Below are 21,998 nucleotides of genomic sequence, written 5' to 3'. Positions count from 1 at the left end.
ATTTTATACAAAATTAAAATTAATAACCTTTTTATATAAAAACAGTAACTCAAGTCTATCCTCTTCAATAGGAGCTATCCAACAATTCTTCTCTTCTAAATAAAAAAAAGACCGTCTACTTATATAGACCGTCTTTTTAGAGCTATGTGCTAGTTATGAGTGAGCAGGGAGGCTGCTTCCTTATCTAGAAGGAAGATTACATCAGGATGCTTTTGTAAAATAGAAGCTGGCATCGCTTCAGTTATTTCGCCTTGAATCGCTTTCGCCACTGCCTCTGCCTTTTTTACACCTGCTGCGAGGATTACGATTTTTTTACTTTGCATAATGCTAGCAATCCCCATTGTAATCGCATGACGCGGTACATCCTCCTCACTGTCGAAATAGCGAGAGTTGGCTTGGATCGTGTTCTTAGTCAGCTCGACCATACGCGTGCGAGAATCGAAAGAAGCGCCTGGTTCATTAAAGCCAATATGACCATTTTCACCTATTCCTAGAATTTGAATATCTACTCCTCCGTTTGCTCCGATCTCTTCTTCATATCGGTTGCACTCTGCATCCACATTGATCGTTTCGCCGTTGGGAAGGTGGATATTGCTTGTTGGTATATTGACATAAGCAAATAAATGATCATGCATGAATGTCCAATAGCTTTGTGGATGCTCACGCTTAATCGGATAATATTCGTCTAGGTTAAAAGTATGCAATCTTGAAAAGTCCAGCTTTTGATCTTTATAACTAGTAATCAGGTGTCGATAAAATCCTTCTGGTGTTCCGCCCGTAGCTAATCCCAGAACGGAATCAGATTTTTTCTTAATCTGTTCTAAAAAAATATCTGCTGCATAGCGGCTGAGTGTGTCATAATCCTCAAAAACCTGTACCTGCATCATCTATTCCTCCGTCTTTTCAAATACGATTTTTCCTTCCACCCAAGTAGCCATAACCTGATATTCCTTCGATAACAGTACAAGATCAGCATCTTTGTCTACTTGGATGCTACCTTTTGTTTCACTAATGCCTAATTTTTTTGCTTGGTTCATTGTAAGCAAGTAAATTGCTTTTTCCAAAGGGATGTTTGTAAACTTCATAAAGTTAGACAATGCTTTATCCAGGGTAAGAACACTTCCCGCTAATGTACCATCAGAAAGACGCGCTTCATCCCCACGAACGATCACATTTTGTCCACCCAAATCATATTCACCATCATCTAAGCCTGCTGCACGCATCGCATCGGTAATGAGCATCATTTGATTTAATTCGCATGCTTTTGCCAAAATACGGATGAAGTTAGGAGATAGATGAATACCATCACAGATAAAATCAAATGTCATTTCTGGATTCTGCATGGCTAAACCGATAATGCCCACATCACGATGGTGCAAGCCCTTCATCGCATTCCCTAAATGGGTCGCGTGGTTTACCCCTTTGCGTAAGCATTGGCATGCGCCATCATAATCTTGTAAGGAGTGTCCAACAGATGCAATGACCTTTTGTTCGCGCAATAGATCAAATACCTCTTCTTCAGTAACCAGCTCAGGGGCTAATGTCATAAGCTTGACTAGGCCTGGACGAGCGATTGAGAAAACCTTTTGCATATTAGCAAGTGTTGGGGGCTCAATCCACTCTCCATTTTGCGCTCCCTTTAAGACTGGATTAATAAACGGTCCCTCCATATGAACGCCAACTACTTTAGCACCTTTGTTCTCCTTTATATTTGAATAAAATTCTAATATTTCAAGATTACGTTCGATGGGAGCTGTCATCGTAGTAGCCAATAGACCAGTAGTACCGTGCTTAGCATGGAAGCTACAAATGCCGTCAACTGCTTCCTGTGTGCTGTCCATAAAATCATATCCCGCACCACCGTGTACATGTAAATCAATGAATCCCGGTGCTAGAGTTTCACCTTTTCCATCGTATACAGATTCTGCTTCTTGTCCATTTTCAGGGCCTACATAGATAATTTTTCCGTTTTCCATAAGGAGAATGGCCTGTTCAAGAATACCTTTTTCTGTGACAATATTCACATTTATAATTTTTTGTGTTTGAGTAACAGTCATGGTGTACTCCTCCTATTTTTCAAACTCCAGGAAGCCTCTGTCTATTTTTAGTTAGGCGTCCGATTATACGCATTTCCTAGAATTATTATGGAGAAAGCGTTTGTAAAAAAATCTACGTAAGCGATTTCTCACTTATTATTGTAACAGAAAACAAGGCTGTTACCCAAGAATCTTCTTACTCTTCAAGAAACAGACACACAACTGAAGTATTGACATACCAGCATTCTTGCTTGCTTCTAGCTAGTGTTTCTATATGACAAGCTGTAGTAGTTTACAAACAAAAAAGAGGGTTACACACCCTCCCTTTGTGAGTTCCTGCAACGCTTCTATTTAGATAAAGCTAATTGCTCCAATTCATCTAACAAGCCTTTAAAGACATCCATTGCTTCCTCGATCGGCTCTGGTTTTGCCATATCGACTCCAGCTTTTTTCAATAATTCAATAGGATAATCGGAACCACCACTAGATAGGAAGTTCAAGTATCGTTCGACTGCTGGTTCCCCCTCCTCCAAAATTTGTTTCGACAGAGAAGTAGCAGCTGAGAAGCCTGTAGCATATTTGTACACGTAGAAATTGTTATAGAAATGAGGGATTCTTGCCCATTCAAGATCAATCTCCTCATCGATTACCACAGAGTCTCCGAAATATTTCACATTTAACTCACGATACATGCTGGATAGAGAGTCTACTGTCAGCGCATGCCCTTCTTCAATGGTAGCATGAATCATTTTTTCGAATTCAGCAAACATGGTCTGACGGAAAACAGTCGCTCTAAACTGCTCTAAGTAGTAGTTAAGCAGGTACATGCGTTTTTCTTTTTCAGTCGTTTGAGCAAGTAAATGTTGCATTAACAGAGCTTCATTTAATGTAGACGCTACCTCTGCTACAAAGATCTGATATTGAGAATAGGTGTATGGCTGGTTTTTATGCGAATAATAGCTGTGCATGGCGTGGCCCATTTCGTGTGCTAACGTGAACATGTTATTGAGGTTATCCTGATAATTCATTAGCACGTAAGGATGAACAGAATATGTCCCCCACGAATAAGCACCGCTCGTTTTGCCTTGATTTTCATAGACGTCTACCCATCCGGAAGTGAATCCTTCATGCAGCACCTTTCCATAGTCCTCACCAAGTGGAGCCAATGAGTCCTCTACTGTTTTAACAGCCTCTTCATAAGGAATTTCCATGTTGGCTTCTGCTACAATCGGAACATATAAATCATACATGTGAAGCTCATCTGCACCCAACACTTTTTTGCGTAAATCTAAATAACGCTGTAGTTCAGGCAAATTCTTATGGATGGTGGCGATGAGATTGTCGTATACGGATTGATCTACATTATCGTTAAATAGAGACGCCTGTAATGCGGATGAATGCTTCCGGGTACGTGCATAGAACACATCACGTTTTACGCTTGCAATCAGTGTTGCTGCAATTGTATTTTTATGGTTTCGGTAGGTTTCATACAAGGCTTTGAAAGCATCGTGACGCACGCGTCGGTCTTTGCTTTCCATGTATTGAGAGTATCGACCTTTTGTTAGTTCAACCTCTTCACCATTCTCATCTGTAACCATTGGAAATTTAATATCTGCATTGTTTAACATTGTAAAAATATTGGAAGGAGCACCCGCAATCTCACGCATTTCAGCAAGCAAGACCTCTTCCTCTGCTGACAACGTATGTGGCTTATAACGAATGATCTCCACTTCTAAAAATTTTCTGTAATGATCTAAGCCACTTTCTTCGTTTAGTAAAGCTTCGAGACGCTCATCTTCTATTGCTAAAATTTCTGGTTGGATATATGCCAATGCACTGGAGACCTGCGTAGATAGAGAGGTTGCCCGATCTGTTAAAGCCTGGTATGTAGAGTTTCCGTTATCCTCATCTCTTCTCATGCGAGCGTACACGTACAGTTTTTCTATCAATTGAGATAGCTCATCCATTAATGTCAGCGCTTCTAACAATTGCTTCCCAGAATCAGCTAATTTTCCCTTAAAGCTTTGCGCTTTCTGAATCAAGGTTTTTGCTAGCTCTGCGTCTTTTTCCCAATCGTTAGTGGAAGCATAAATGTCTTCTAGCTTCCATTTGAATTGGTCCGGTACTTCGCTACGTTTGGGTAATGTTTTGCTTTTGTTCACGGTAATACACTCCTTTTTATGGAAAATAGGCAGAGCCATCAGAAAAACTGGTACTATTCTCCATCGTACACCAAGCGAAGCTCTGATTCAATTCTTTGCACCAATAGAAAAAACCTGGCTTCTACACCAGGCTCCCCACTTGATTTCCAATCCCTACATATTCAAATCCAATTTTTCCTAATTCAGAGTGGGCTAATGCATTGCGACCATCAAAGATCAGAGGCTTCCTCATAATTTGGTAAACACGTTCATAATCTAATTCAAGAAACTCTCCCCACTCCGTGCAAAGAATCACCGCATCTGCTCCGTTCACAGCCTCATAAGGTGTTTGAGTATAAGTTACCTGCTCACCAGAAAACACGCGTTGCATGTTAGGCATAGCAACAGGATCATAGGCAGTGATGAGCGCTTCCTTTTCTCGTAAGATCGTTAGCAATTTCTGTGCAGGAGCTTCTCGGATATCATCGGTATTTGGTTTAAAAGATAAACCTAATAATGCAATTCGCTTGTTAGCCAGGTCTCCTAAGCGTTGTTCCAGCTTTTGCAAAAACCAAGTAGGCTGTTGCTCATTCACCTTAGCTACTTGATACAAAATAGTCAATGGCTCATCTCTCTCTTCCGCTATTGAGAGTAGAGCAGAAGTATCCTTAGGGAAACAGGAACCCCCATACCCCAAGCCGGCCTGTAAAAATTCTGGACCAATTCTGGAATCAAGACCCATTCCAGTAGCGATAATCGAAATATCTGTTCCTAGCTTATCGCTTAGTCGTGCTAGTTCATTCATGAAAGAAATTCGCATCGATAAAAAAGCATTAGAGGCATATTTTATCATTTCTGCATTTAATCGACTCGTTTTAATCCGTGGTGCTTCAATATTTTTGTATAATTCTTCTAATCGTTCAAAAGCCTGAGTAGACGAAGCTCCCATTACGATGCGAGCTGGCTGTAATGAATCCTGTAATGCACTTCCCTCCCGTAGAAATTCTGGGTTAGAGACAACGTGTATCTGTGGACAATCGGAAAAAAGCTCTGCTACTTGATCATTACTCCCTACAGGTACTGTACTTTTGATGACTAATATGCGTTCATCATCATCGTGACAAAGCATCTGGTGAACTTGATCTATTACATCCTTAAAAACACGTAAATCAGCCCTTCCCTCCTGATCGGAAGGGGTGCCTACACAGATAAATATGATCTGAGCTGAAAGTAATGCTACTGTATGATCAGTTGTAAATTCCAGCTTTCCTCTACTTATTACATCAACTAGAGCTTCATCTAAATCTGGTTCATATATGGGTGATTTGCCGGTTTGCAACAAGCGTATCTTTTCTTCGTCTACATCCACTCCCGTCACTTCATGTCCTGCCATTGCTAGTGCGACCCCTGTTGTAACTCCTACATATCCAGTTCCAATGACGGCTACTTTCATGCTGACACCTCCGCCATGATTTGGTGATATTCATGTTACTTGGTTGCTAAGTGCCTATTGTTTTCTTTTATTAGTCGTATATATACGTTTTCCAAAACCTTACGTTGCTTGTTAATGTCATGTTGTTTTTCCACTTTCACACGTGCATTCAAGGTGTATTCTGTCCACCGTTGTTCTTCCTGGATCATACGAATCATCATTTCGGCAAATTTGCGAGGTGACCTCTCGGGAGCAAGTAACCCGCTTACACCGTGCTCTATCAGTTCTGGAATGCCAGCATGGCTGGTAGAAATAACCGGCCTTCCTGTAGCCATGGCTTCCATTAGTACATTAGGAATTCCCTCTTGATTGCCATCTTTCGCTGTTTGGCAAGCAAGTACAAACATATGACAACGAGCCAACTCCTCGGCTACTTGCAGGTGGCTGACACCGCCTTTAAGCGCCACACTATTTTGTAACTTATAGCGCTTAATCAATTTTTTTAGTTTCTTTTGCTGATCCCCTTCCCCTACTATTGTTAACGTAGCATTTGGAAAAACCTTGTGTACATGTCGAAAGGCGCTAATGAGCGTATCCATTCCTTTTTTTTCTACTAGTCGCCCAATACTTAAAAATTTATAGAAATGATTCCAAACAGGTTGCATAGCCTGATAGGCAAATTTTTGAAGGTCAATTCCTGATCGCAGCAACGTTATTTTGTGTTTCGGGCATCCTAGTTTTATTATCTTTTTTTTCATGTGCTTACTTACGACTGTAAATGCGCTTCCTCTCCGAAACAACTGCTTTAATTGTCGTTTATAGTTAGGATCAACATTGGGCCGGCGGGATACATCCGTTCCGTGAAATGACACCAGTAACGGTAATTTGGAACGTTTGGCAACCGGTAGTAATTCAAGCCCCCCTGTTCCAAATCTAGCGTGGAGTATCTTAATCTGTTTTCTCTTCACCCAATGATGGAGATTTGTTAATTTCTTTTTTACGTAGATTGACTTATGAGGAAATTGATCCACATTAATCGGGTTACTCCTAGTTACTACTAGTGGTTCCACCTGTGTATGTCCAATTAGTTGTTCGTAAATGAAGGTTTCACTTCTTGGAAGATAAATTCGGCGATATAAAAGAACACGATGCATGCTTTCATCCCCCCTGGTACAGCTTCTTAATATCCTGAAATTGCTGGTAGAGCCCCTGTTCCAACGAGGTATGTGGACGATAGCCAATCTGTTGAGCTGCTAGGGATATATCAGCACAGGTACGCCTCGAATCACCTTTTTCTGCTATTGTGAAGGTAATATCCGGCTCCACTTGCATGATCTTTGCCATAAGCGAAACGGCCTCTAACAAGCTAATTTCTCGTTCTCCACCGATGTTATAAACCTTCCCCGCCTGACCGAACTCACTTGCCAACAGATTGGCTTCCACCACATCGTGTACGTAGCTAAAGTTACGGCTTTGACTACCATCCCCGTAAATTTGTATGGGCTCTTTGTGCATCATAGCTCGAAAAAATCGATGAAAGGCCATGTCAGGACGCTGTCTGGGGCCATATACGGTAAAATAGCGGAGTGCAACCACTGGTAATTGATAGGCTTTCACATAAGCTTGCATCAAGTACTCCATGGAGACTTTGGTTACACCATAAGGGGAAAGTGGTTCAAGCGGAGCTGTTTCCTGTGTTACTCCTTCTTGCATTGTTCCATAAACAGAAGAGGAGGAGGCAAGCACAATTTTTCGCAATGATTGATGAGTAAGGCTAGCTTCTAATAGGATTTGGGTTGCAGTCACATTGTGTTTAACATACTCCTGAAAAGCATCCCCCCAGCTTGCACGCACACCAGGTAAGGCAGCCAGGTGGAAAATATACTGCACACCCTTTAACAGATAAGACCAGTCAACATCCTGAATGGGTTGATTGATGAAATGAAATCGGGAATCCTGTAAACTATCCTTGATGTTGCGTTCCTTATAAGACAATGGGTAGTTCAGAAGCATATTATCTACACCAATTACTTCATAATCGTCTGCCAGCAATCGCTCTGTCAAATGAGAGCCGATAAATCCTGCGCAGCCAGTCACCACAGCTTTTTTCCTCATTTGCGATGACCTCTTTTCTTTTTGCGCCTCACTAGCTGTTTAATGACTAGAAAACGTCCTCTCGTGCCAAAAATAGCACGATATTTATTCCCCCATCTCTTTAAATAATATTCATACGTCTGCCTCCGTAAATAATTACGTTTTTGAATCGACCCTGGCTCTGTCAATTGTTTTCGATGCTTTGTTCTGTTATATAACGTTTTATCTATATGCTGAACGGGAAACTTTTCAATTAAGCGTAAAATCATTCGACGATCTTCCATAATTCTGCCACCAAATTTGTCCGAGGTATCCCATCCCCCTACCTCTTGCAAGGCATTCACGCGATAACAACGCGGTGCTACCATCCAGCCATCATATTGTAAAAAATCATACTTCCCTCTAATTTGCCGATGTCTAATGCCTTTTCGCTTACGATATTTACCTTTATAAACACGCCACACATTCATATTTCCATAGTACAGAGCACATTTTTCCTTTTTTTTACTATGTTGATTTTTCAAAATGACTTGTTTAAACCTCTCCAAAGTACGTTTGGCTAACCAATCATCGGAATCCAATTGAATCAGATAAGGAGTGCGAGTCAGTCCCAATGCCTTATTCATGACCTTCGATATGCCTGAATTCTTTTCCATACGATAGTATCGAATCTTCGCATGAGTAAAAGTGTTAGCGACAATTTCCTCCGTACTATCCGTAGAAGCATCATCCATGACGAGTATTTCCCAATCATCACAGGTCTGCTTCAAGACACTTTTTATCGCCTTTTGTAGCATATCCGATCGGTTATAGGTAGGTATTACGACAGTAAACATGGGGATAACTGCATTATCTTCTATTTCTATGTCAGTCATGAAACCCCAATTCTCCTTGTCGCAGGTAGTGTTATCGTCGAATGATCACTCATAATAAATATCCCCATATCCTGTCGTAAAACATTTGGTACTCCCCCAACCAAATAAGATGAGCGCCCAAAAATACTGTCATGAATATAACAATCTAAATTTACTAATTTGGTGTCTTCTAATAAAATACTGTTTTCAATTCTTTGGCAATTTCTTACCTCCGCTCCATTTTGGATACATACATAAGGACCAATTGTGCAGTTAGACAATAGGCAGTTTTCACCTATCATCACTGGCCCTATAATCTCACAGTTATCAATCATACTTCCCTCTCCTACTTGCACCTCATCTCCAATAGATTTGTCTAGCATCCAGCGATTAGCCTCCAACCATCTCTCCATCGTCCCTACATCGGAATAAGGTAGCTTGGTTGTAGAATGTACTACCTTTTTACCTTGCTGTAAAAGTGCGGCAATGGCATCAGTAATTTCATATTCGCCCCGCTTAGATGGTTGTAATCCAGCAATTACTTGAAAGATAGCAGGGGTAAAAAAGTAGGCTCCGATTACAGCTAAATTGCTTTTGGGAAATTGTGGCTTTTCAACAATGGATTGGATTTGTTCTCCTTGCACTTCAGCTATGCCAAAATCCTGTGGTTTCTCTACCTCGCTTAGTAAAACGGCAGCGTAAGCATCTGTCTTAATGAAGCTGTCGTGTAAACTATGCAAGGACTCCATCATTAAGTTATCCCCTAAAAACAAAGCAAACTTATCTTCAGCTATAAAAGATTCAGCTAATGAAACAGCATGGGCAATACCCAATGGCTCCTGCTGTTCAATATACCTAATCACTGCGCCATATTTTTGTCCATTCCCAACATACGCGGGTATTTGCAATTGGTTTGGACTAATCACGATACCTATTTCCCTAATACCGACATCAAGTAACTTTTGCAAACAATGCTGGATCACCGGTAGATTAGCTACAGGTAGGAGTGTCTTGGGCTGTGAATAGGAAAGTGGATATAGTCGTGTGCCACGGCCAGCGCATAAAATTAACCCTTTCAAATGACATTCACCCCTGTTCCATAGAGATATCTATACTGTATGCACAGGGAAAACAACGGTTTGGGTGATTGGCCATAATTACCCAAATAGTGGCGGATGCCTATGTAAAAAGCGCCTACGTTTTCTGGCGTGGGCGCTGTATTTTCTGTTCACGTGTCTGAATTGCCTTAGAGAAAACCTCCATATATTCATTAGCTGTTTTTTCCCATGTAAATTCACTTGCTCGTAATATCGAACGAGAGCCAAAGGTTGTAAAGAAAGAGGCAGAATTCCACATTTGTTCCCAGAGGTCTGGTATGGTTTTCACCCATTCCTTAGGAGGAATGAGATAGCCGGTCTCATTGTGTTCAACCACCTCTCCTATTCCTCCTTTTGTTGTAGTTAAAATAGGCTTTCCTGCCGCCATTCCCTCTATATTAACCCGACAAAACGGCTCGTTCCAAACGGATGGGGTAGCTACAATATCACAGATATGATACCACTCTGGCATCTGTTTCGAAGGAATAAAATTAACAAAGCGTACCTTCTCTTTTAGGGGTGTAGCCAATTTTTTCAAATAGCGTACGTATTTGTTTTCCTCATTGTTTCCATATCCTTTTCCGCCAACTATGAGCAGACGTGCATGCTGGTCTCGCTTAGCGATCTGTTCGAAGGCATGAATTAAGAGATGTACCCCTTTTTCACGCATTAATCGCCCGGCATACATCATCACGCGATGGTGCGGTTGATAACCCAGGGATTCTCGTTTTTCGGAAATGATCTTCTGCCCCTCCTTAGACAGTGAATAAGTGGGAACATCTACTCCAAGGTGAACGGCGTGTATCTTCTGTGTTGAGATACCATGCTTCTTGATAAGATATTGTCGTAGATAGTTACTGTTGGTAATAAAACAATCTACCTGCTTTTTCACTTTTTTCATACGGAGAGGCGAAATCACCTTACGTGAAGCAAATACATGAGAATGCATATTTAGTACAATAGGTATATCTTTACAAGCCTTGCGCACTATAGAAACAAAACTTGGACGATTCTCTATCAAAATTAAATCAGGCTTGTTTTTTTTTATTCGACTTGCTACTTGCTTCATATAAGACTTTTGTCCATGATACGATAACCGAATATACTTGATTCTGCCATCTAGTTCTGACCGTGGGTAATCTTCGCAGGTTCTTGTGTAAATTTCGATATCATGAGACAGTGCTAATCTTTTACTTACCTCATCAATATCCAATTCAACTGAACTACCTCGAACAGGTGGAACAGAAAAAGGGCCAGGACTTATGATTGCAATTCTCATGCTCTGTTTGATTCCCATTCCTTTTTAATGGTAAGCACGATCTGATAAATTTGTTCTCGTTCCTTGTTCCATTGAAGAACTACTTTCTCCACTTGTTGTTTCCATTTTTCGCTATTGTGCTGTAACATCTCCCATCGATTTATCATCGCAGCCATTTTGGATTCCATCGTAGCCATTACCTTCTGATATTCTTTAATTTGTTCTTGCCATACGGTTCGCTCCTTCTCCAACTGATCTAAACGCTGCTGCATTTCCTTCCATTGATTAAGTAATTCTTGTTTTTCTTTCGCCTTTTTTGGATATAGTCCCTCCAATAAAACGGCATCAGGGATCACCCGGCAGTCATTTTGGCCCCCTGAGGCTTGCAAATCAAACATGGCCGAGAAAACAGAAGGCCCTCCCTCAGTATTCAGTTCTAGCTGCTTTCGATTATCCATTAGTTCTCCCTCCTTTACATGTTATATTCTATGTACTTAACCGGCTGATAGGTGCATACCTACTAGGTTGTTCTCATTCAAATCATGCAATGCTCTCACTCGGCATTCTTAATGGCTGGCTACTATAAAAGCCAAGGAATACAAAAACCCCTTTGCGCATCGGTAAAGAGCATGAAAACATAGAGCCTTTTATCGATTACGTAAAGGGGTTTTTTCTTTATTTATTTTTTATACTGTAGCCTAGATGATCTCTGATTGCTAACCTACCGTCCCTCTTTTACAGCTACTTGGCGACGAAATCGTTGACTGTACTCTCTCGCTTCCTCAACAGAGCAGACCTGATTGCGTTGCCACTCCAATAAGATACGGTCAATATAGCGGATAAATAGCTTGCCAACAGACTGTGCCTCTCGTAAGGCAGCTATGATTAGCTCTTCTGCATATCTATCCTCTTCCATCCAAATTTGTAATGTCTCTACCTCAATCGGAGAAAGCGGTCGCCCAAATGTTTGTTCAAATTGTGTGTACAAATTATCTGCCTGCTGTTCCTCATCTAGTGTAAATAGCATCGTATCAGTAGGTCCACCCGGTATATCCATGTGAGACGTAACTGCCACTTCCTGTCTGGAATCACTAAATGCTTCACGTTGTACTTGATAACTTTGTTTCAAACACTCAAACAAACGGTCATAGACAACAGAAAGATTGTAGCTTTCCGAACGAAAACCTGTTTGTTCATCAACATTCTCATCAATGCTGATCCATTGATCCTTCATCATTTTCTGCAACAATTGTATTAAACGCAATCCAGACATGGAGAGCCGATCCTCAAGCTGTGATAAGGTGGGAAATTGATTCCCTTCTTGTTGAAATGACAAGAGGTGGATAATTAACATCATTTCTTCGTCCGCTAACGACATACGTTTATAATTTTTTAATAATAAATTAGAAACGGACGTAGAACCCTCTTGTATCAATTGTCTTATTTGTCGATCCATGTCGTGCTTTCACCTCTCCCCTATTATAACAAGGACAGGCAAATTCACCTAGTAAAAAAACATATAAACCATTGGAGGACCTTTCTTTGCCATAAAAAAAGCTGAAAAAAGAAAACAGCTAGTAGAAAGGGGGATTTCTACTAGCTGTAACGTTCCTTCAGTGCTATTTTATTTTTTATTTATAAACAGCAGCTGTTTCTTTTACCATTTCAGATACAGATTCTAATCCGCCACCAGATAGGTACCAGTATCCTGGATCTAGGTAAATGACTTTATTGTTTTTAACTGCATTCGTTTTCTTCACAATTTCATTTTCTATTACTTGTTTCGCAGAAGATTCACCTTTTTTAATAGCCGCAGTACGGTCAACTACGAAAATGTAATCAGGGTTTTTCTCCAAGATGTACTCGAAAGAAACACTTTGTCCATGTGTAGATGCGCCGATTTTATCATCTGCTTGTTTGAAGCCAAACACATCATGAACAATACCAAAGCGAGAAGTAGAACCATAAGCACTTACTTTGCCATCGTTAGCAAGAATAACTAAAGCTTTTTTCTCGTCAGCTTTTGTTTTTTCATTTAGGTCTTTAATTTCTTTTTCAATTTTAGCTAGCATTTCATCAGCTTTTGCTTCTTTATCAAAAATTTGAGCCAATGTTTTTACTTTAGTAGTGAAGGATTCCATGTATTTCTTATCATCAACATCCATGTAGATTGTTGGAGCGATCTTTTTAAATTCTTCATACTTATCGGCTTGACGACCAGCAATGATGATTAAATCAGGTTTTGCTTCATGAATTTTTTCAAAGTCAGGCTCTTTCAAACCGCCAACATTGATATATTTTTCATCTTTGTATTTATCTAGATAGCTAGGTAGGCTTTTTTGTGGCAGACCAGCTGGTTCTACGCCCAATGCATCCATAGTGTCAAGGGAACCAAAGTCAAACACAATGACTTTTTGTGGATTTTTCTTAACTACTGTCTCACCTAGTTCGTGTTTTACAGTAATTTCTACAGGAGCTGTTTGTTTTGCTGCTTCCGGTTGAGCACCAGATGTTTTATCTGTAGCATTATTTGACCCGCAAGCCGCCGTAACCAATGCTAACATAAATGTAGCAAATACCATTGCTAATTTCTTCAACATTCTCACCTCTATAAATTTTTTGAAACAAGATGTAGATCAGATCATATGCTAGGAAGATCTGCTCTTCCTTCAGCTAATGAAACAAAGGTAAAACTTATCTGTGCCTGCTTTGTACCTTCTTTCTCTTCCTCCAAGTGTCCTATGTCAATTCACGTCCTTACATTGCTACGCGGTCCGTGATCCCCCTTGCTTGAGTGACGACAGGACGCTTGTCATTGGGGGTATTACCCAGCTTGGAATCAACCCGTAGGTCTCTTCCGTACGTTAAGAAAGGGAGGAAAGAAGGTTTCCCACATCGGCAGGCCAGTTTTGCCATCCTTTTTCGGTTCTTTGTTTCATGAATCCAACTACATCCGTTTTCGTTCTCAGTATGATTTGTAAATTGGTTTTCAGCGATATTCTTTGTTAAGCGAAATAGACACAAATGTCATTACCCTCGATGTTTTGGATATTGAAATCCATCTCATACAAGTCCTGTAAGACCCTAGGGTTAATGATTTCTTGGGTCGAGCCCTCTTTGACGATTTTACCGTCTTTTAATGCAACAATATAATCGGAGTAACAGGATGCAAAGTTAATATCATGAATAACAATGATGATCGTCTTGCCTAATTCAGCTACCAACCGTCGCAGGGTTTTCATGATTTGCACCGAGTGCTTCATATCCAAGTTATTAAGTGGCTCATCCAACAGGATATAATCCGTGTTTTGCGCGATAACCATTGCAATGTAAGCTCGTTGTCTTTGTCCACCGCTTAATTGGTCTAAATATTTATCCTGCATATCTTCCAGTTCCATGTAAGCAATCGCTTCTTCGACATATTTCCAATCTTCCGGTGATAAATTACCCTGTGAATAAGGAAAACGACCGAAACTTATCAATTCTTTCACGGTTAAACGAATATTAATATGGTTGGACTGTTTTAGAATCGAAATCTTCTTGGCCAAATCGTTGCTGTTCCATTTACTTATTTCCTGTCCTTCAATATAAACCTCGCCTTCATCTTTCTTGAGCAAGCGGCTGATCATGGACAGCAATGTACTTTTTCCAGCACCGTTGGGACCGATAAAGGAGGTGATGCTTCCCTTTTTTATCTTCACCGATATATTTTCAACAACAGGCTTATTTCCATAGAATTTTGTGACGTTTTTAACTTCTACCATGCTTTATTCTCCTTTAACAGCAGATATAAGAAGTACATACCACCAATAAAATTGATGATGACACTGAGCGGTGTCGAGAATTGAAAAACCCGCTCCACGATGAACTGTCCGCCAACTAAAGCAATGGTACTAATCAGCATAGAACCAATAAGCAAATATTTGTGCTGGTACACCTTTAAGAATTCCCGGGCCAGATTAGCTACCAATAATCCTAAAAAGGTAATCGGACCAACTAATGCGGTTGAAATAGACACTAGCACCGCAATTACGATCAGTAATCTTTTCACAACTCGCTCGTAGTTAATTCCTAAATTAATCGCTTGATCTCTTCCCAAAGACAAGACATCGAGGAATTTTAACTGTTTAAAAATATAACCACAAGCTAAGGCGATTCCAATCACAGATAGTATCAGGATATCTGTGTTTACACTGTTAAAACTGGCAAACATTTTATCCTGAATGACCTGAAATTCGTTTGGATCAATTAACATTTGCATAAACGAGGAAAGACTGGAGAAAAAGGTTCCAAAGATAATCCCCACTAATAGCAAGAAAAAGATATTCCTGCCCTCACCTCTAAACAGCGTTTTAAATAAAATGCTTGAGAATACAATCATGAGCCCTACTGAAAGCACAAAGTTAACGTTGTTATTCGTGATTGTGATGTGCATAGAACCAAATAAGAAAATGACCAATGTTTGAATAAACATATACAGCGAATCTAAACCGATGACGCTTGGAGTTAAGATTCGGTTATTCGTTATCGTTTGAAATACAACAGATGAGAACGCAATCGCTCCCCCAGTTAATAAGATAGCAAGTACATTTTTACTGCGTTTGGGAAGAACATAATCCCAATTATTCGCATTTATCTTGTAGAAAATAAATAATCCGATCAAGACGAGTGCGATCATCGCAAGGATGCCCAACATTCTTCTACATTGTTGCATATGCATTTCTCCTCATGAGTAAGTACAGGAAGATTCCACTGCCGATAACTCCGACCATAAGTCCAATCGAGAGCTCATAAGGAAAAATTACGATACGCCCTAATATATCACATGCTAGGACAAATACGGCTCCGAGTAAGGCTGTATGCGGTAGACTGTTCCGTAGATTATCCCCACGATAAATGGAAACGATGTTCGGAATAATTAAACCAAGGAATGGAATCATTCCGACTGTGAGCAATACCAGAGAGGAAATCATAGCAACGATGATTAATCCGATATTGATCACACGCTGATAGTTGAGTCCTAGATTAACCGCGAATTCTTCTCCCATTCCTGCGACCGTGAATTTATTCGCATAAAGAAAGGCGATAATGACAAGCGGGATACTAATATACAAAAGCTCATATCTTCCCTTCATGATCATGGAGAAGTCTCCTTGTAACCATGAGGATATATTTTGTATCAGGTCATATTTATAAGCAAAGAAAGTGCTTATAGAACTGATAATATTACCAAACATAATACCTACCAATGGAATAAAGATATTGTCTTTGAACTTTATTTTTCTAAGGATTTTCATAAAAATAAAGGTGCCACCTAAGGCAAAAATAAATGCGACAATCATCTTTACAATCGGACTCTCCGTAGTAAATAGCATGAGTGATACCAGCACTCCTAATCGAGCACAGTCCATCGTTCCAGCAGTAGTAGGAGATACGAATTTATTACGGGTGATCTGCTGCATGATTAAGCCACAGATACTAAGGCTAATACCAGCCACAATAATGCTAACTAATCGTGGAACACGGCTAATTAAGAAAATTTCAACCTGCTCATTATTAAAATTTAGAATGTCAAGTGGAGTAATGTTTTTAACTCCAATAAATAAGGAGCACATGGATAGGATGATTAATGCTAAAAATAAATATCTCTTTTTCATAGTTCCCCCCGTATGACATTAGCAACTGATGCGATCTTTAGTATTTAATCGTTTTATTTTCGTGTTATGGATCAATTATGTAATTGTTTATATTACAAATTATTACAAATGAGATTGATTTTCATTAACCATCATCCAAAGAGTATTATAAATGATTTTCATTCTCATATTCAACTGTTTTTTCGTCTTTTCTACATTTCTAACCTTTTCTTCCCTAAACAAAGTAGTTTTAATCAATAGGAAACAGGAAAAACCTCTTGTTCTTATTTTTGAACAAGAGGTTTTCATACTATTTAACAAATTAAAAGTTTATTGATTGATAAACAATCTATTATGGGTATAGTCTATACAACAGACGTGGGAATGGAATTGTCTCACGTACATGATCCAATCCACAGATCCATGCCACTGTTCTTTCTAAGCCCAAGCCGAATCCAGAATGAGGTGCTGTTCCATATTTACGTAGGTCCATATACCATTTGTAGGTTTCTTCAGAGAGGTTATGCTCATTAAAACGTGCCTCTAGTAATTCTGGATCATCAATACGCTGGCTACCACCAATAATCTCTCCATAGCCCTCTGGTGCAATCAAGTCTGCACAAAGAACCACTTCTGGACGTTCTGGATGTGGCTTCATATAAAATGCCTTAATTTCCGCAGGATAATGCGTAATGAAAACAGGCATATCAAAATGCTCAGCAATTGCGGTCTCATCTGGTGCGCCAAAATCGTCGCCCCATTTAATCTCGCTACCTTTTTCTTGAAGAAGCTTAATCGCATCATCGTACGTAATGCGCGGGAATGGCGCTTTCACCTTTTCCAGCTTCGTAGTATCGCGATCTAGTGCTTTTAACTCACGTTGGCAGTTCTTTAATACGGACTGAACCACATGCGACACAAAATTTTCTTGAATGCGCAGGCTTTCCTCATGATCAACGAATGCCATTTCCGGTTCAATCATCCAGAACTCAATTAAGTGACGACGTGTTTTGGATTTCTCAGCACGGAATGTAGGACCAAAAGAAAATACACGTCCTAAAGCCATTGCAGCAGCTTCCATGTATAACTGACCACTTTGGGAAAGATACGCATCTTCATCAAAATATTTCGTATGGAACAAGTTAGTTGTTCCTTCAGCAGATGTAGGTGTCAAAATCGGCGGATCTACTTTATAAAATCCATTGATTTGGAAGAACTCGTACACGGAACGAATAATTTCGGAGCGAACAGCCATCGCGGCACGTTGACGTGGAGAACGCAACCATAGATGACGGTTATCCATCAAGAAGTCTACCCCATGCTCTTTAAGAGAAATCGGGTAATCTTGAGCAATTTGAATAATTTCTACTCCTGTTACTGTTAGCTCATAACCGCTTGGAGCACGATCGTCTGCGCGTACCATTCCTGTTATGTACAAAGAACTTTCCTGGGTTAGTTCTTTCGCATTGTTCCAAGCTTCTTCGCTTACTTCTGCTTTTACTACAACCCCTTGGATAAATCCGGAGCCGTCACGCAGTTGGAGAAATTGAATTTTCCCACTGCTTCTCTTGTTGTATAGCCAGCAACCTATCTTGACTTCTTGCCCGACATGTTGCCCGACCTGACCAATTGTAATTAATGACATAATAAGACCTCCATTTATCTGTACCAGATAACCCTTACAATTATACTATCCTCGCTCTACTAATTTCAACGCTTGTTCTTGCTTCTTTTTCGGCATGGAAAAAAGCCCCTCCTTAGAGAGACTTTCCTTCCACAAATTGCTTAATACGAGCAATGCCCTTTTCCAATTGTTCCATAGATGTTGCATAAGAAATGCGAATATTTTCAGGAGATCCAAAGCCACTACCCGGGATTAAAGCTACCTTTTGTTGTTCTAATAACGCTTTACTCCAGTCATCTATATTAGTAAAGCCCTGTTTTTCCATGGCTTTAGCAACATTCGGGAAAACATAGAAGGCTCCCTCTGGTTTTAGGCATTTCACACCCTCGATTTCATTTAATAAATCGACTACACGATCGCGACGCTTCACAAACTCGCCACGCATCATTTCCAAGGAAGTTTGAGGTCCTGTCAATGCCGCCAGTGCTCCATATTGAGCAAAAGAAGTTGGGTTAGAAGTACTATGACTCGACAAATCAACCATGGCACGAATCAAATTCTCATTCCCTAAAGCGTAGCCCATCCGCCAGCCTGTCATGGAATATGGTTTCGACATTCCGTTAATAATCACTGTGTTTTCATAGGCTTCTTTGCCAAATGAGGCTACTGTAACGGCTTCATGACCATCATAGATCAGCTTTTCATAAATTTCATCAGATACCATTAATACATTATGTGACAAGCAAACATCAACAATTTCTTCCAATTCCTTACGCGTATAAATGCTGCCAGTAGGATTACTTGGAGAATTTATAATGAGTGCACGTGTCCGAGGGGTGATAGCCTGTTTTACTTGCTCGGCTGTCACCTTGAAATTGTTGGATTCCTTTCCTTCAACAAAAACAGGAACGCCCTCTGCTACCTTGACCATCTCTGGATAGCTCACCCAATAAGGTATCGGGACAATCACTTCATCACCAGGGTTTAACAACGCCATGAACAAGTTGAATAAGGCATGTTTTCCCCCATTGGTCACGATGACTTGCTTGGTGGTGTAAGTCAAATTATATTCCTGCTGATACTTGTTGCTGATGGCTTGTAACAATTCAGGAATACCGGCTGTTGCAGTATACTTGGTTTTTCCTTCGCGCATCGCTTTTTCGGCTGCTTCAATGATATGTTCCGGGGTATTAAAGTCAGGCTCCCCCGCTCCAAAGCTAACAACGTCAATCCCTTGCCGCTTCATTTCGTTTGCTTTCGCCGTAATAGCCAAAGTAGAAGATGGAGAAAGAACTGTGACTCGATTTGCAAGTTTCATGGAAAACCTGAACCTCCTGGTAACGTCGTGTTATAAAAAATGCCAAATACTTTATTGTTAGCCTATCACACATAGATATAGATGTATAGTTCTTCGTTATAGAATCTTAAGGGCTATTATCAAACGTACAAGCGACTATTTTATGAACGACTATGGGAGTTGGTGCATCTAATAAAGATATCAAATATACTGTCATGTAGCAGTCAGGAGGGGACCTTTTGGAGTATACCAATTTTCTTAAATGCTTAGCTCTCATTTGGGTAATCCCAAAAGAAAATCAAGATGTGGAAGTAGTAAATCCGCCCCCGATACAACCAATCGAAACAGGGAAACAAGGGGCTGTATTCGAATTAATGAATAGTATTTGCGCCAACATGTCTGGAAAGCTAAAGGATTGTGAATGTAAATATTACGACTTGCCACTTGAACAACATTCAACCTTACTTTCAGACAGCTCCGAGCACGACAACAATAACATTGTAATGAAACAAATAACTGGAATGGATTTGCGTGAATATCTACAAACGAAGATCTTAACAACAGAATTATTGCTGAAGCTAATACAGCTACTTTTTATCTTTAAAAAAATTAGTTCTGAACAAGGTGATCCGGATAAGAAAAATCTCTACCTGCTCCCATCTGGACAGCTTAAGGTAAAAAATGTGGATAAAAGTGCTGGGCGAGATCGAACCTATCTTTATCCCCGAAAAATACTTATCGGTCTTGCTGCCAAACAAGCCACTCTCTTTCTTGCTTTTATGGAAAAAATGGCATCCGAGCTGTACAACGAATGGAAACAACCTCATGAAATGAACAGCTTAGCCTGTTATATGTACGGGGGCATTTCCCAGAAAAAATTACAAACCTCCGAAAAGATCGCAAATGAAGCAACTCATCCTCTCCTCACCATACATGATCCCGCCCTTTATCAACAATTACTTGGGAGTATGGTAAGTAACATTCACAAAGAAGAAATAGAAAAAATGCTGTCGGAAAAACAAATAGAAACAAAGCATGACAATGCTGACCTCAATGAACAAGATTGCCTAGAGCAAAAGGAACAAGCCCCTGCGTTGAAAAAGCATGTCTCTCAAATGAACTATACCTTTACCATTCAGAGTAACAACACATTAAAGCAAACATATTTTGTGCCTACCGGAAAGAACCAGAAAAACATTGTGGTCATATTTTCAAAGCGCTAATCCTTTAGCATCCAGACATTGATTCACTTACCTTATTTATAAGGTTTTTCTCCAGTAAAAAGAGAAGGCCGAAACACCATGGCCTCCATGGTGTTTCTCATTAGTAATTATCTCAAGCTCGTCAAATTGCTACTGCACTATTTCAACTACCTGCTCCTCTACCCTTTTTGTACCAATTGCAATCCATTCCACCTGTCCAGATACCTCGCGATTAGCAATTTGACGTAGGATTTCAATAGTCACTTTATCCGATTCCTTCTTCTCTACAACGACAAAACAAAAAGGTATATCTGTCGTTGCCATAAATACATAATCCTTCTCTTGGAAGGGTTCTGTTAAATTGATTGTCAAGCTTGTTCTCACGCGACCTTGTTGTAACGTAAAGTTTTCTTTTCCGACTTGTTGTAGATCTATGATTTCCAACTGATTCGGTGGATGATCCAATGACACCTCAGATGGAACACTTGGAGGATCATTTGAAGGATCATTTGAAGGATCACTTAGAGAATCGCTTGGAGAACCACTTGAAAGATCACTTGGAGGATCGTTAACGATTTGATTTTCCACAACAGAAGTATCTGAATGATTTGATAATGCATGCTCAGCTTCTATTTTTTTCTCAGCGTTTAAAAAATCTTGCAAATGTCGAGTCAAGACGGACAATGGTTGCAGATGATGCCCTGTCAACCCGAAAACCTCTGGCATTGTAAACATAAATTGCGCAACTTGATGCGGAAGTTGAGAAAAAATTTGATCGTCTATGTTTGGTTTTACATCAACAAGCTTGCAATCGCTGTCCTCATAATAGGATGGTACGCCAGAATAAGGCGAATCCTCGTCATTACTTTTTTCTTCATCATTCCATTTTGTAATGAAGTGCTGCTGATTTTGTGGAATTTTTGATGACACTAATTTAAGTTCCGAATATGTTGGGCTTCGCTTAGAAGAAAAACGTTTTGGCTTTCGACGACCTTTTCGTTGCTTTCGCTTTTTGGATAGTGAGCGGTTAGGCTTACGGATTTCCATTTGAGAAGATTCCTGTAGCAATGTCTTCACGTCATTTGCCAAGTGAGGTATAGAGGTCTCCTCCTCTTGGAAGTAAAAATCGGAACTATCATCAATCCAATTATTAACTAAGGCTGTTTCCAGTGCATCTAACTCTTGAAGAGCTTTGTTTTTCTTTTTCAATTTCCTTTGTCTGTTTTTCATATTCTGCTTTTGTAAGTTTTGTTTAGCCATATTCTTTTCCTTTCCTTATTGTTATGAATACGATATTGTATGTAGGAAAGAGAAACATGACCATTCT

The 21,998-nt window shown here is 40.0% G+C and carries 19 protein-coding genes; 1 reads left to right on the top strand and 18 read right to left on the bottom strand.

Going from position 1 to position 21,998, the window contains the following annotated elements:
• Positions 1–149 precede the first annotated feature (149 nt).
• The 17 genes from nagB to GOP56_RS02700 all read right to left on the bottom strand — a co-directional run bounded on the left by nagB (position 150) and on the right by GOP56_RS02700 (position 19,490).
• The gene (gene nagB / locus GOP56_RS02780; RefSeq protein WP_174250700.1) at positions 150–884 is read right to left on the bottom strand and encodes a glucosamine-6-phosphate deaminase; all 735 of its coding nucleotides are present in this window, start codon (positions 882–884) and stop codon (positions 150–152) included.
• Between the two features lie 3 nt (positions 885–887).
• Entirely contained in the window at positions 888–2,057 is a 1,170-nt protein-coding gene (gene nagA, locus GOP56_RS02775; RefSeq protein ID WP_163244426.1) for an N-acetylglucosamine-6-phosphate deacetylase, read from the bottom strand.
• A gap of 326 nt (positions 2,058–2,383) precedes the next feature.
• Positions 2,384–4,198, bottom strand: coding sequence for an oligoendopeptidase F (pepF, locus tag GOP56_RS02770; RefSeq protein WP_163244425.1), 1,815 nt, complete (start codon positions 4,196–4,198; stop codon positions 2,384–2,386).
• Between the two features lie 121 nt (positions 4,199–4,319).
• The gene (locus tag GOP56_RS02765; RefSeq protein WP_163244424.1) at positions 4,320–5,630 is read right to left on the bottom strand and encodes a UDP-glucose dehydrogenase family protein; all 1,311 of its coding nucleotides are present in this window, start codon (positions 5,628–5,630) and stop codon (positions 4,320–4,322) included.
• Positions 5,631–5,665: 35 nt separating this feature from the next.
• Positions 5,666–6,763 carry a glycosyltransferase gene (locus GOP56_RS02760; protein ID WP_003338625.1) on the bottom strand — a complete coding sequence of 366 codons (1,098 nt, stop codon included), beginning with the start codon at positions 6,761–6,763 and terminating at the stop codon, positions 5,666–5,668.
• A gap of 4 nt (positions 6,764–6,767) precedes the next feature.
• Positions 6,768–7,724 carry an NAD-dependent epimerase/dehydratase family protein gene (locus GOP56_RS02755; protein WP_003341621.1) on the bottom strand — a complete coding sequence of 319 codons (957 nt, stop codon included), beginning with the start codon at positions 7,722–7,724 and terminating at the stop codon, positions 6,768–6,770.
• Positions 7,721–8,578 carry a glycosyltransferase family 2 protein gene (locus GOP56_RS02750; RefSeq protein ID WP_163244423.1) on the bottom strand — a complete coding sequence of 286 codons (858 nt, stop codon included), beginning with the start codon at positions 8,576–8,578 and terminating at the stop codon, positions 7,721–7,723. The genes GOP56_RS02755 and GOP56_RS02750 overlap by 4 nt, the downstream gene beginning before the upstream one ends.
• Positions 8,575–9,636, bottom strand: coding sequence for a glucose-1-phosphate thymidylyltransferase (locus tag GOP56_RS02745; protein ID WP_163244422.1), 1,062 nt, complete (start codon positions 9,634–9,636; stop codon positions 8,575–8,577). Before GOP56_RS02745 ends, GOP56_RS02750 begins: the two co-directional genes overlap by 4 nt.
• Positions 9,637–9,751: 115 nt before the next feature.
• Positions 9,752–10,933, bottom strand: coding sequence for a glycosyltransferase family 4 protein (locus GOP56_RS02740; RefSeq protein ID WP_163244421.1), 1,182 nt, complete (start codon positions 10,931–10,933; stop codon positions 9,752–9,754).
• A complete protein-coding gene (locus GOP56_RS02735; protein ID WP_003341630.1) occupies positions 10,930–11,370 on the bottom strand; it encodes a hypothetical protein in 441 nt (146 codons plus the stop codon). Before GOP56_RS02735 ends, GOP56_RS02740 begins: the two co-directional genes overlap by 4 nt.
• Positions 11,371–11,633: 263 nt before the next feature.
• Entirely contained in the window at positions 11,634–12,368 is a 735-nt protein-coding gene (locus GOP56_RS02730) for a DnaD domain-containing protein (RefSeq protein ID WP_163244420.1), read from the bottom strand.
• Between the two features lie 175 nt (positions 12,369–12,543).
• A complete protein-coding gene (locus tag GOP56_RS02725; RefSeq protein WP_163246787.1) occupies positions 12,544–13,509 on the bottom strand; it encodes a siderophore ABC transporter substrate-binding protein in 966 nt (321 codons plus the stop codon).
• A gap of 408 nt (positions 13,510–13,917) precedes the next feature.
• Positions 13,918–14,676, bottom strand: coding sequence for an iron ABC transporter ATP-binding protein (locus GOP56_RS02720; RefSeq protein ID WP_003338616.1), 759 nt, complete (start codon positions 14,674–14,676; stop codon positions 13,918–13,920).
• Positions 14,670–15,626, bottom strand: a complete 957-nt coding sequence (locus tag GOP56_RS02715) for an iron chelate uptake ABC transporter family permease subunit (RefSeq protein ID WP_163244419.1) — start codon at positions 15,624–15,626, stop codon at positions 14,670–14,672. Before GOP56_RS02715 ends, GOP56_RS02720 begins: the two co-directional genes overlap by 7 nt.
• Positions 15,613–16,569 (bottom strand): ABC transporter permease, encoded by a 957-nt coding sequence (locus GOP56_RS02710; RefSeq protein ID WP_003338614.1) that lies wholly within the window; start codon positions 16,567–16,569, stop codon positions 15,613–15,615. Before GOP56_RS02710 ends, GOP56_RS02715 begins: the two co-directional genes overlap by 14 nt.
• A gap of 331 nt (positions 16,570–16,900) precedes the next feature.
• On the bottom strand, positions 16,901–18,193 hold the full coding sequence (gene asnS, locus GOP56_RS02705) for an asparagine--tRNA ligase (protein WP_003341640.1): 1,293 nt from the start codon (positions 18,191–18,193) through the stop codon (positions 16,901–16,903).
• Positions 18,194–18,305: 112 nt separating this feature from the next.
• The gene (locus GOP56_RS02700; RefSeq protein WP_096887567.1) at positions 18,306–19,490 is read right to left on the bottom strand and encodes a pyridoxal phosphate-dependent aminotransferase; all 1,185 of its coding nucleotides are present in this window, start codon (positions 19,488–19,490) and stop codon (positions 18,306–18,308) included.
• 218 nt (positions 19,491–19,708) lie between these two features.
• Here GOP56_RS02700 and GOP56_RS02695 point away from each other — a divergent pair, with 218 nt between their 5' ends.
• Positions 19,709–20,692 carry a hypothetical protein gene (locus GOP56_RS02695; RefSeq protein ID WP_163244418.1) on the top strand — a complete coding sequence of 328 codons (984 nt, stop codon included), beginning with the start codon at positions 19,709–19,711 and terminating at the stop codon, positions 20,690–20,692.
• Between the two features lie 129 nt (positions 20,693–20,821).
• Here the strand turns inward: GOP56_RS02695 and GOP56_RS02690 are convergent, their stop codons facing one another.
• Complete coding sequence (locus GOP56_RS02690) at positions 20,822–21,931, bottom strand: WIAG-tail domain (protein ID WP_163244417.1); 1,110 nt, start codon at positions 21,929–21,931, stop codon at positions 20,822–20,824.
• Positions 21,932–21,998: the final 67 nt, after the last annotated feature.

This window comes from Brevibacillus sp. 7WMA2 (genome assembly GCF_010748895.1).
Classification (GTDB): domain Bacteria; phylum Bacillota; class Bacilli; order Brevibacillales; family Brevibacillaceae; genus Brevibacillus_B; species Brevibacillus_B halotolerans.
The sequence above is the reverse complement of the archived record's forward strand: the minus strand, read 5'-3'. Positions and strand labels throughout refer to the sequence as shown.

Coding starts and splice junctions, on each gene's coding strand:
- nagA (WP_163244426.1), bottom strand. CDS start 2,057: ATGACTGTTACTCAAACACAAAAAATTATAAATGTGAATATTGTCACA.
- GOP56_RS02710 (WP_003338614.1), bottom strand. CDS start 16,569: ATGAAAAAGAGATATTTATTTTTAGCATTAATCATCCTATCCATGTGC.
- GOP56_RS02750 (WP_163244423.1), bottom strand. CDS start 8,578: ATGACTGACATAGAAATAGAAGATAATGCAGTTATCCCCATGTTTACT.
- asnS (WP_003341640.1), bottom strand. CDS start 18,193: ATGTCATTAATTACAATTGGTCAGGTCGGGCAACATGTCGGGCAAGAA.
- GOP56_RS02715 (WP_163244419.1), bottom strand. CDS start 15,626: ATGCAACAATGTAGAAGAATGTTGGGCATCCTTGCGATGATCGCACTC.
- GOP56_RS02730 (WP_163244420.1), bottom strand. CDS start 12,368: ATGGATCGACAAATAAGACAATTGATACAAGAGGGTTCTACGTCCGTT.
- GOP56_RS02740 (WP_163244421.1), bottom strand. CDS start 10,933: ATGAGAATTGCAATCATAAGTCCTGGCCCTTTTTCTGTTCCACCTGTT.
- GOP56_RS02700 (WP_096887567.1), bottom strand. CDS start 19,490: ATGAAACTTGCAAATCGAGTCACAGTTCTTTCTCCATCTTCTACTTTG.
- GOP56_RS02690 (WP_163244417.1), bottom strand. CDS start 21,931: ATGGCTAAACAAAACTTACAAAAGCAGAATATGAAAAACAGACAAAGG.
- GOP56_RS02765 (WP_163244424.1), bottom strand. CDS start 5,630: ATGAAAGTAGCCGTCATTGGAACTGGATATGTAGGAGTTACAACAGGG.
- GOP56_RS02720 (WP_003338616.1), bottom strand. CDS start 14,676: ATGGTAGAAGTTAAAAACGTCACAAAATTCTATGGAAATAAGCCTGTT.
- GOP56_RS02760 (WP_003338625.1), bottom strand. CDS start 6,763: ATGCATCGTGTTCTTTTATATCGCCGAATTTATCTTCCAAGAAGTGAA.
- nagB (WP_174250700.1), bottom strand. CDS start 884: ATGCAGGTACAGGTTTTTGAGGATTATGACACACTCAGCCGCTATGCA.
- GOP56_RS02755 (WP_003341621.1), bottom strand. CDS start 7,724: ATGAGGAAAAAAGCTGTGGTGACTGGCTGCGCAGGATTTATCGGCTCT.
- GOP56_RS02735 (WP_003341630.1), bottom strand. CDS start 11,370: ATGGATAATCGAAAGCAGCTAGAACTGAATACTGAGGGAGGGCCTTCT.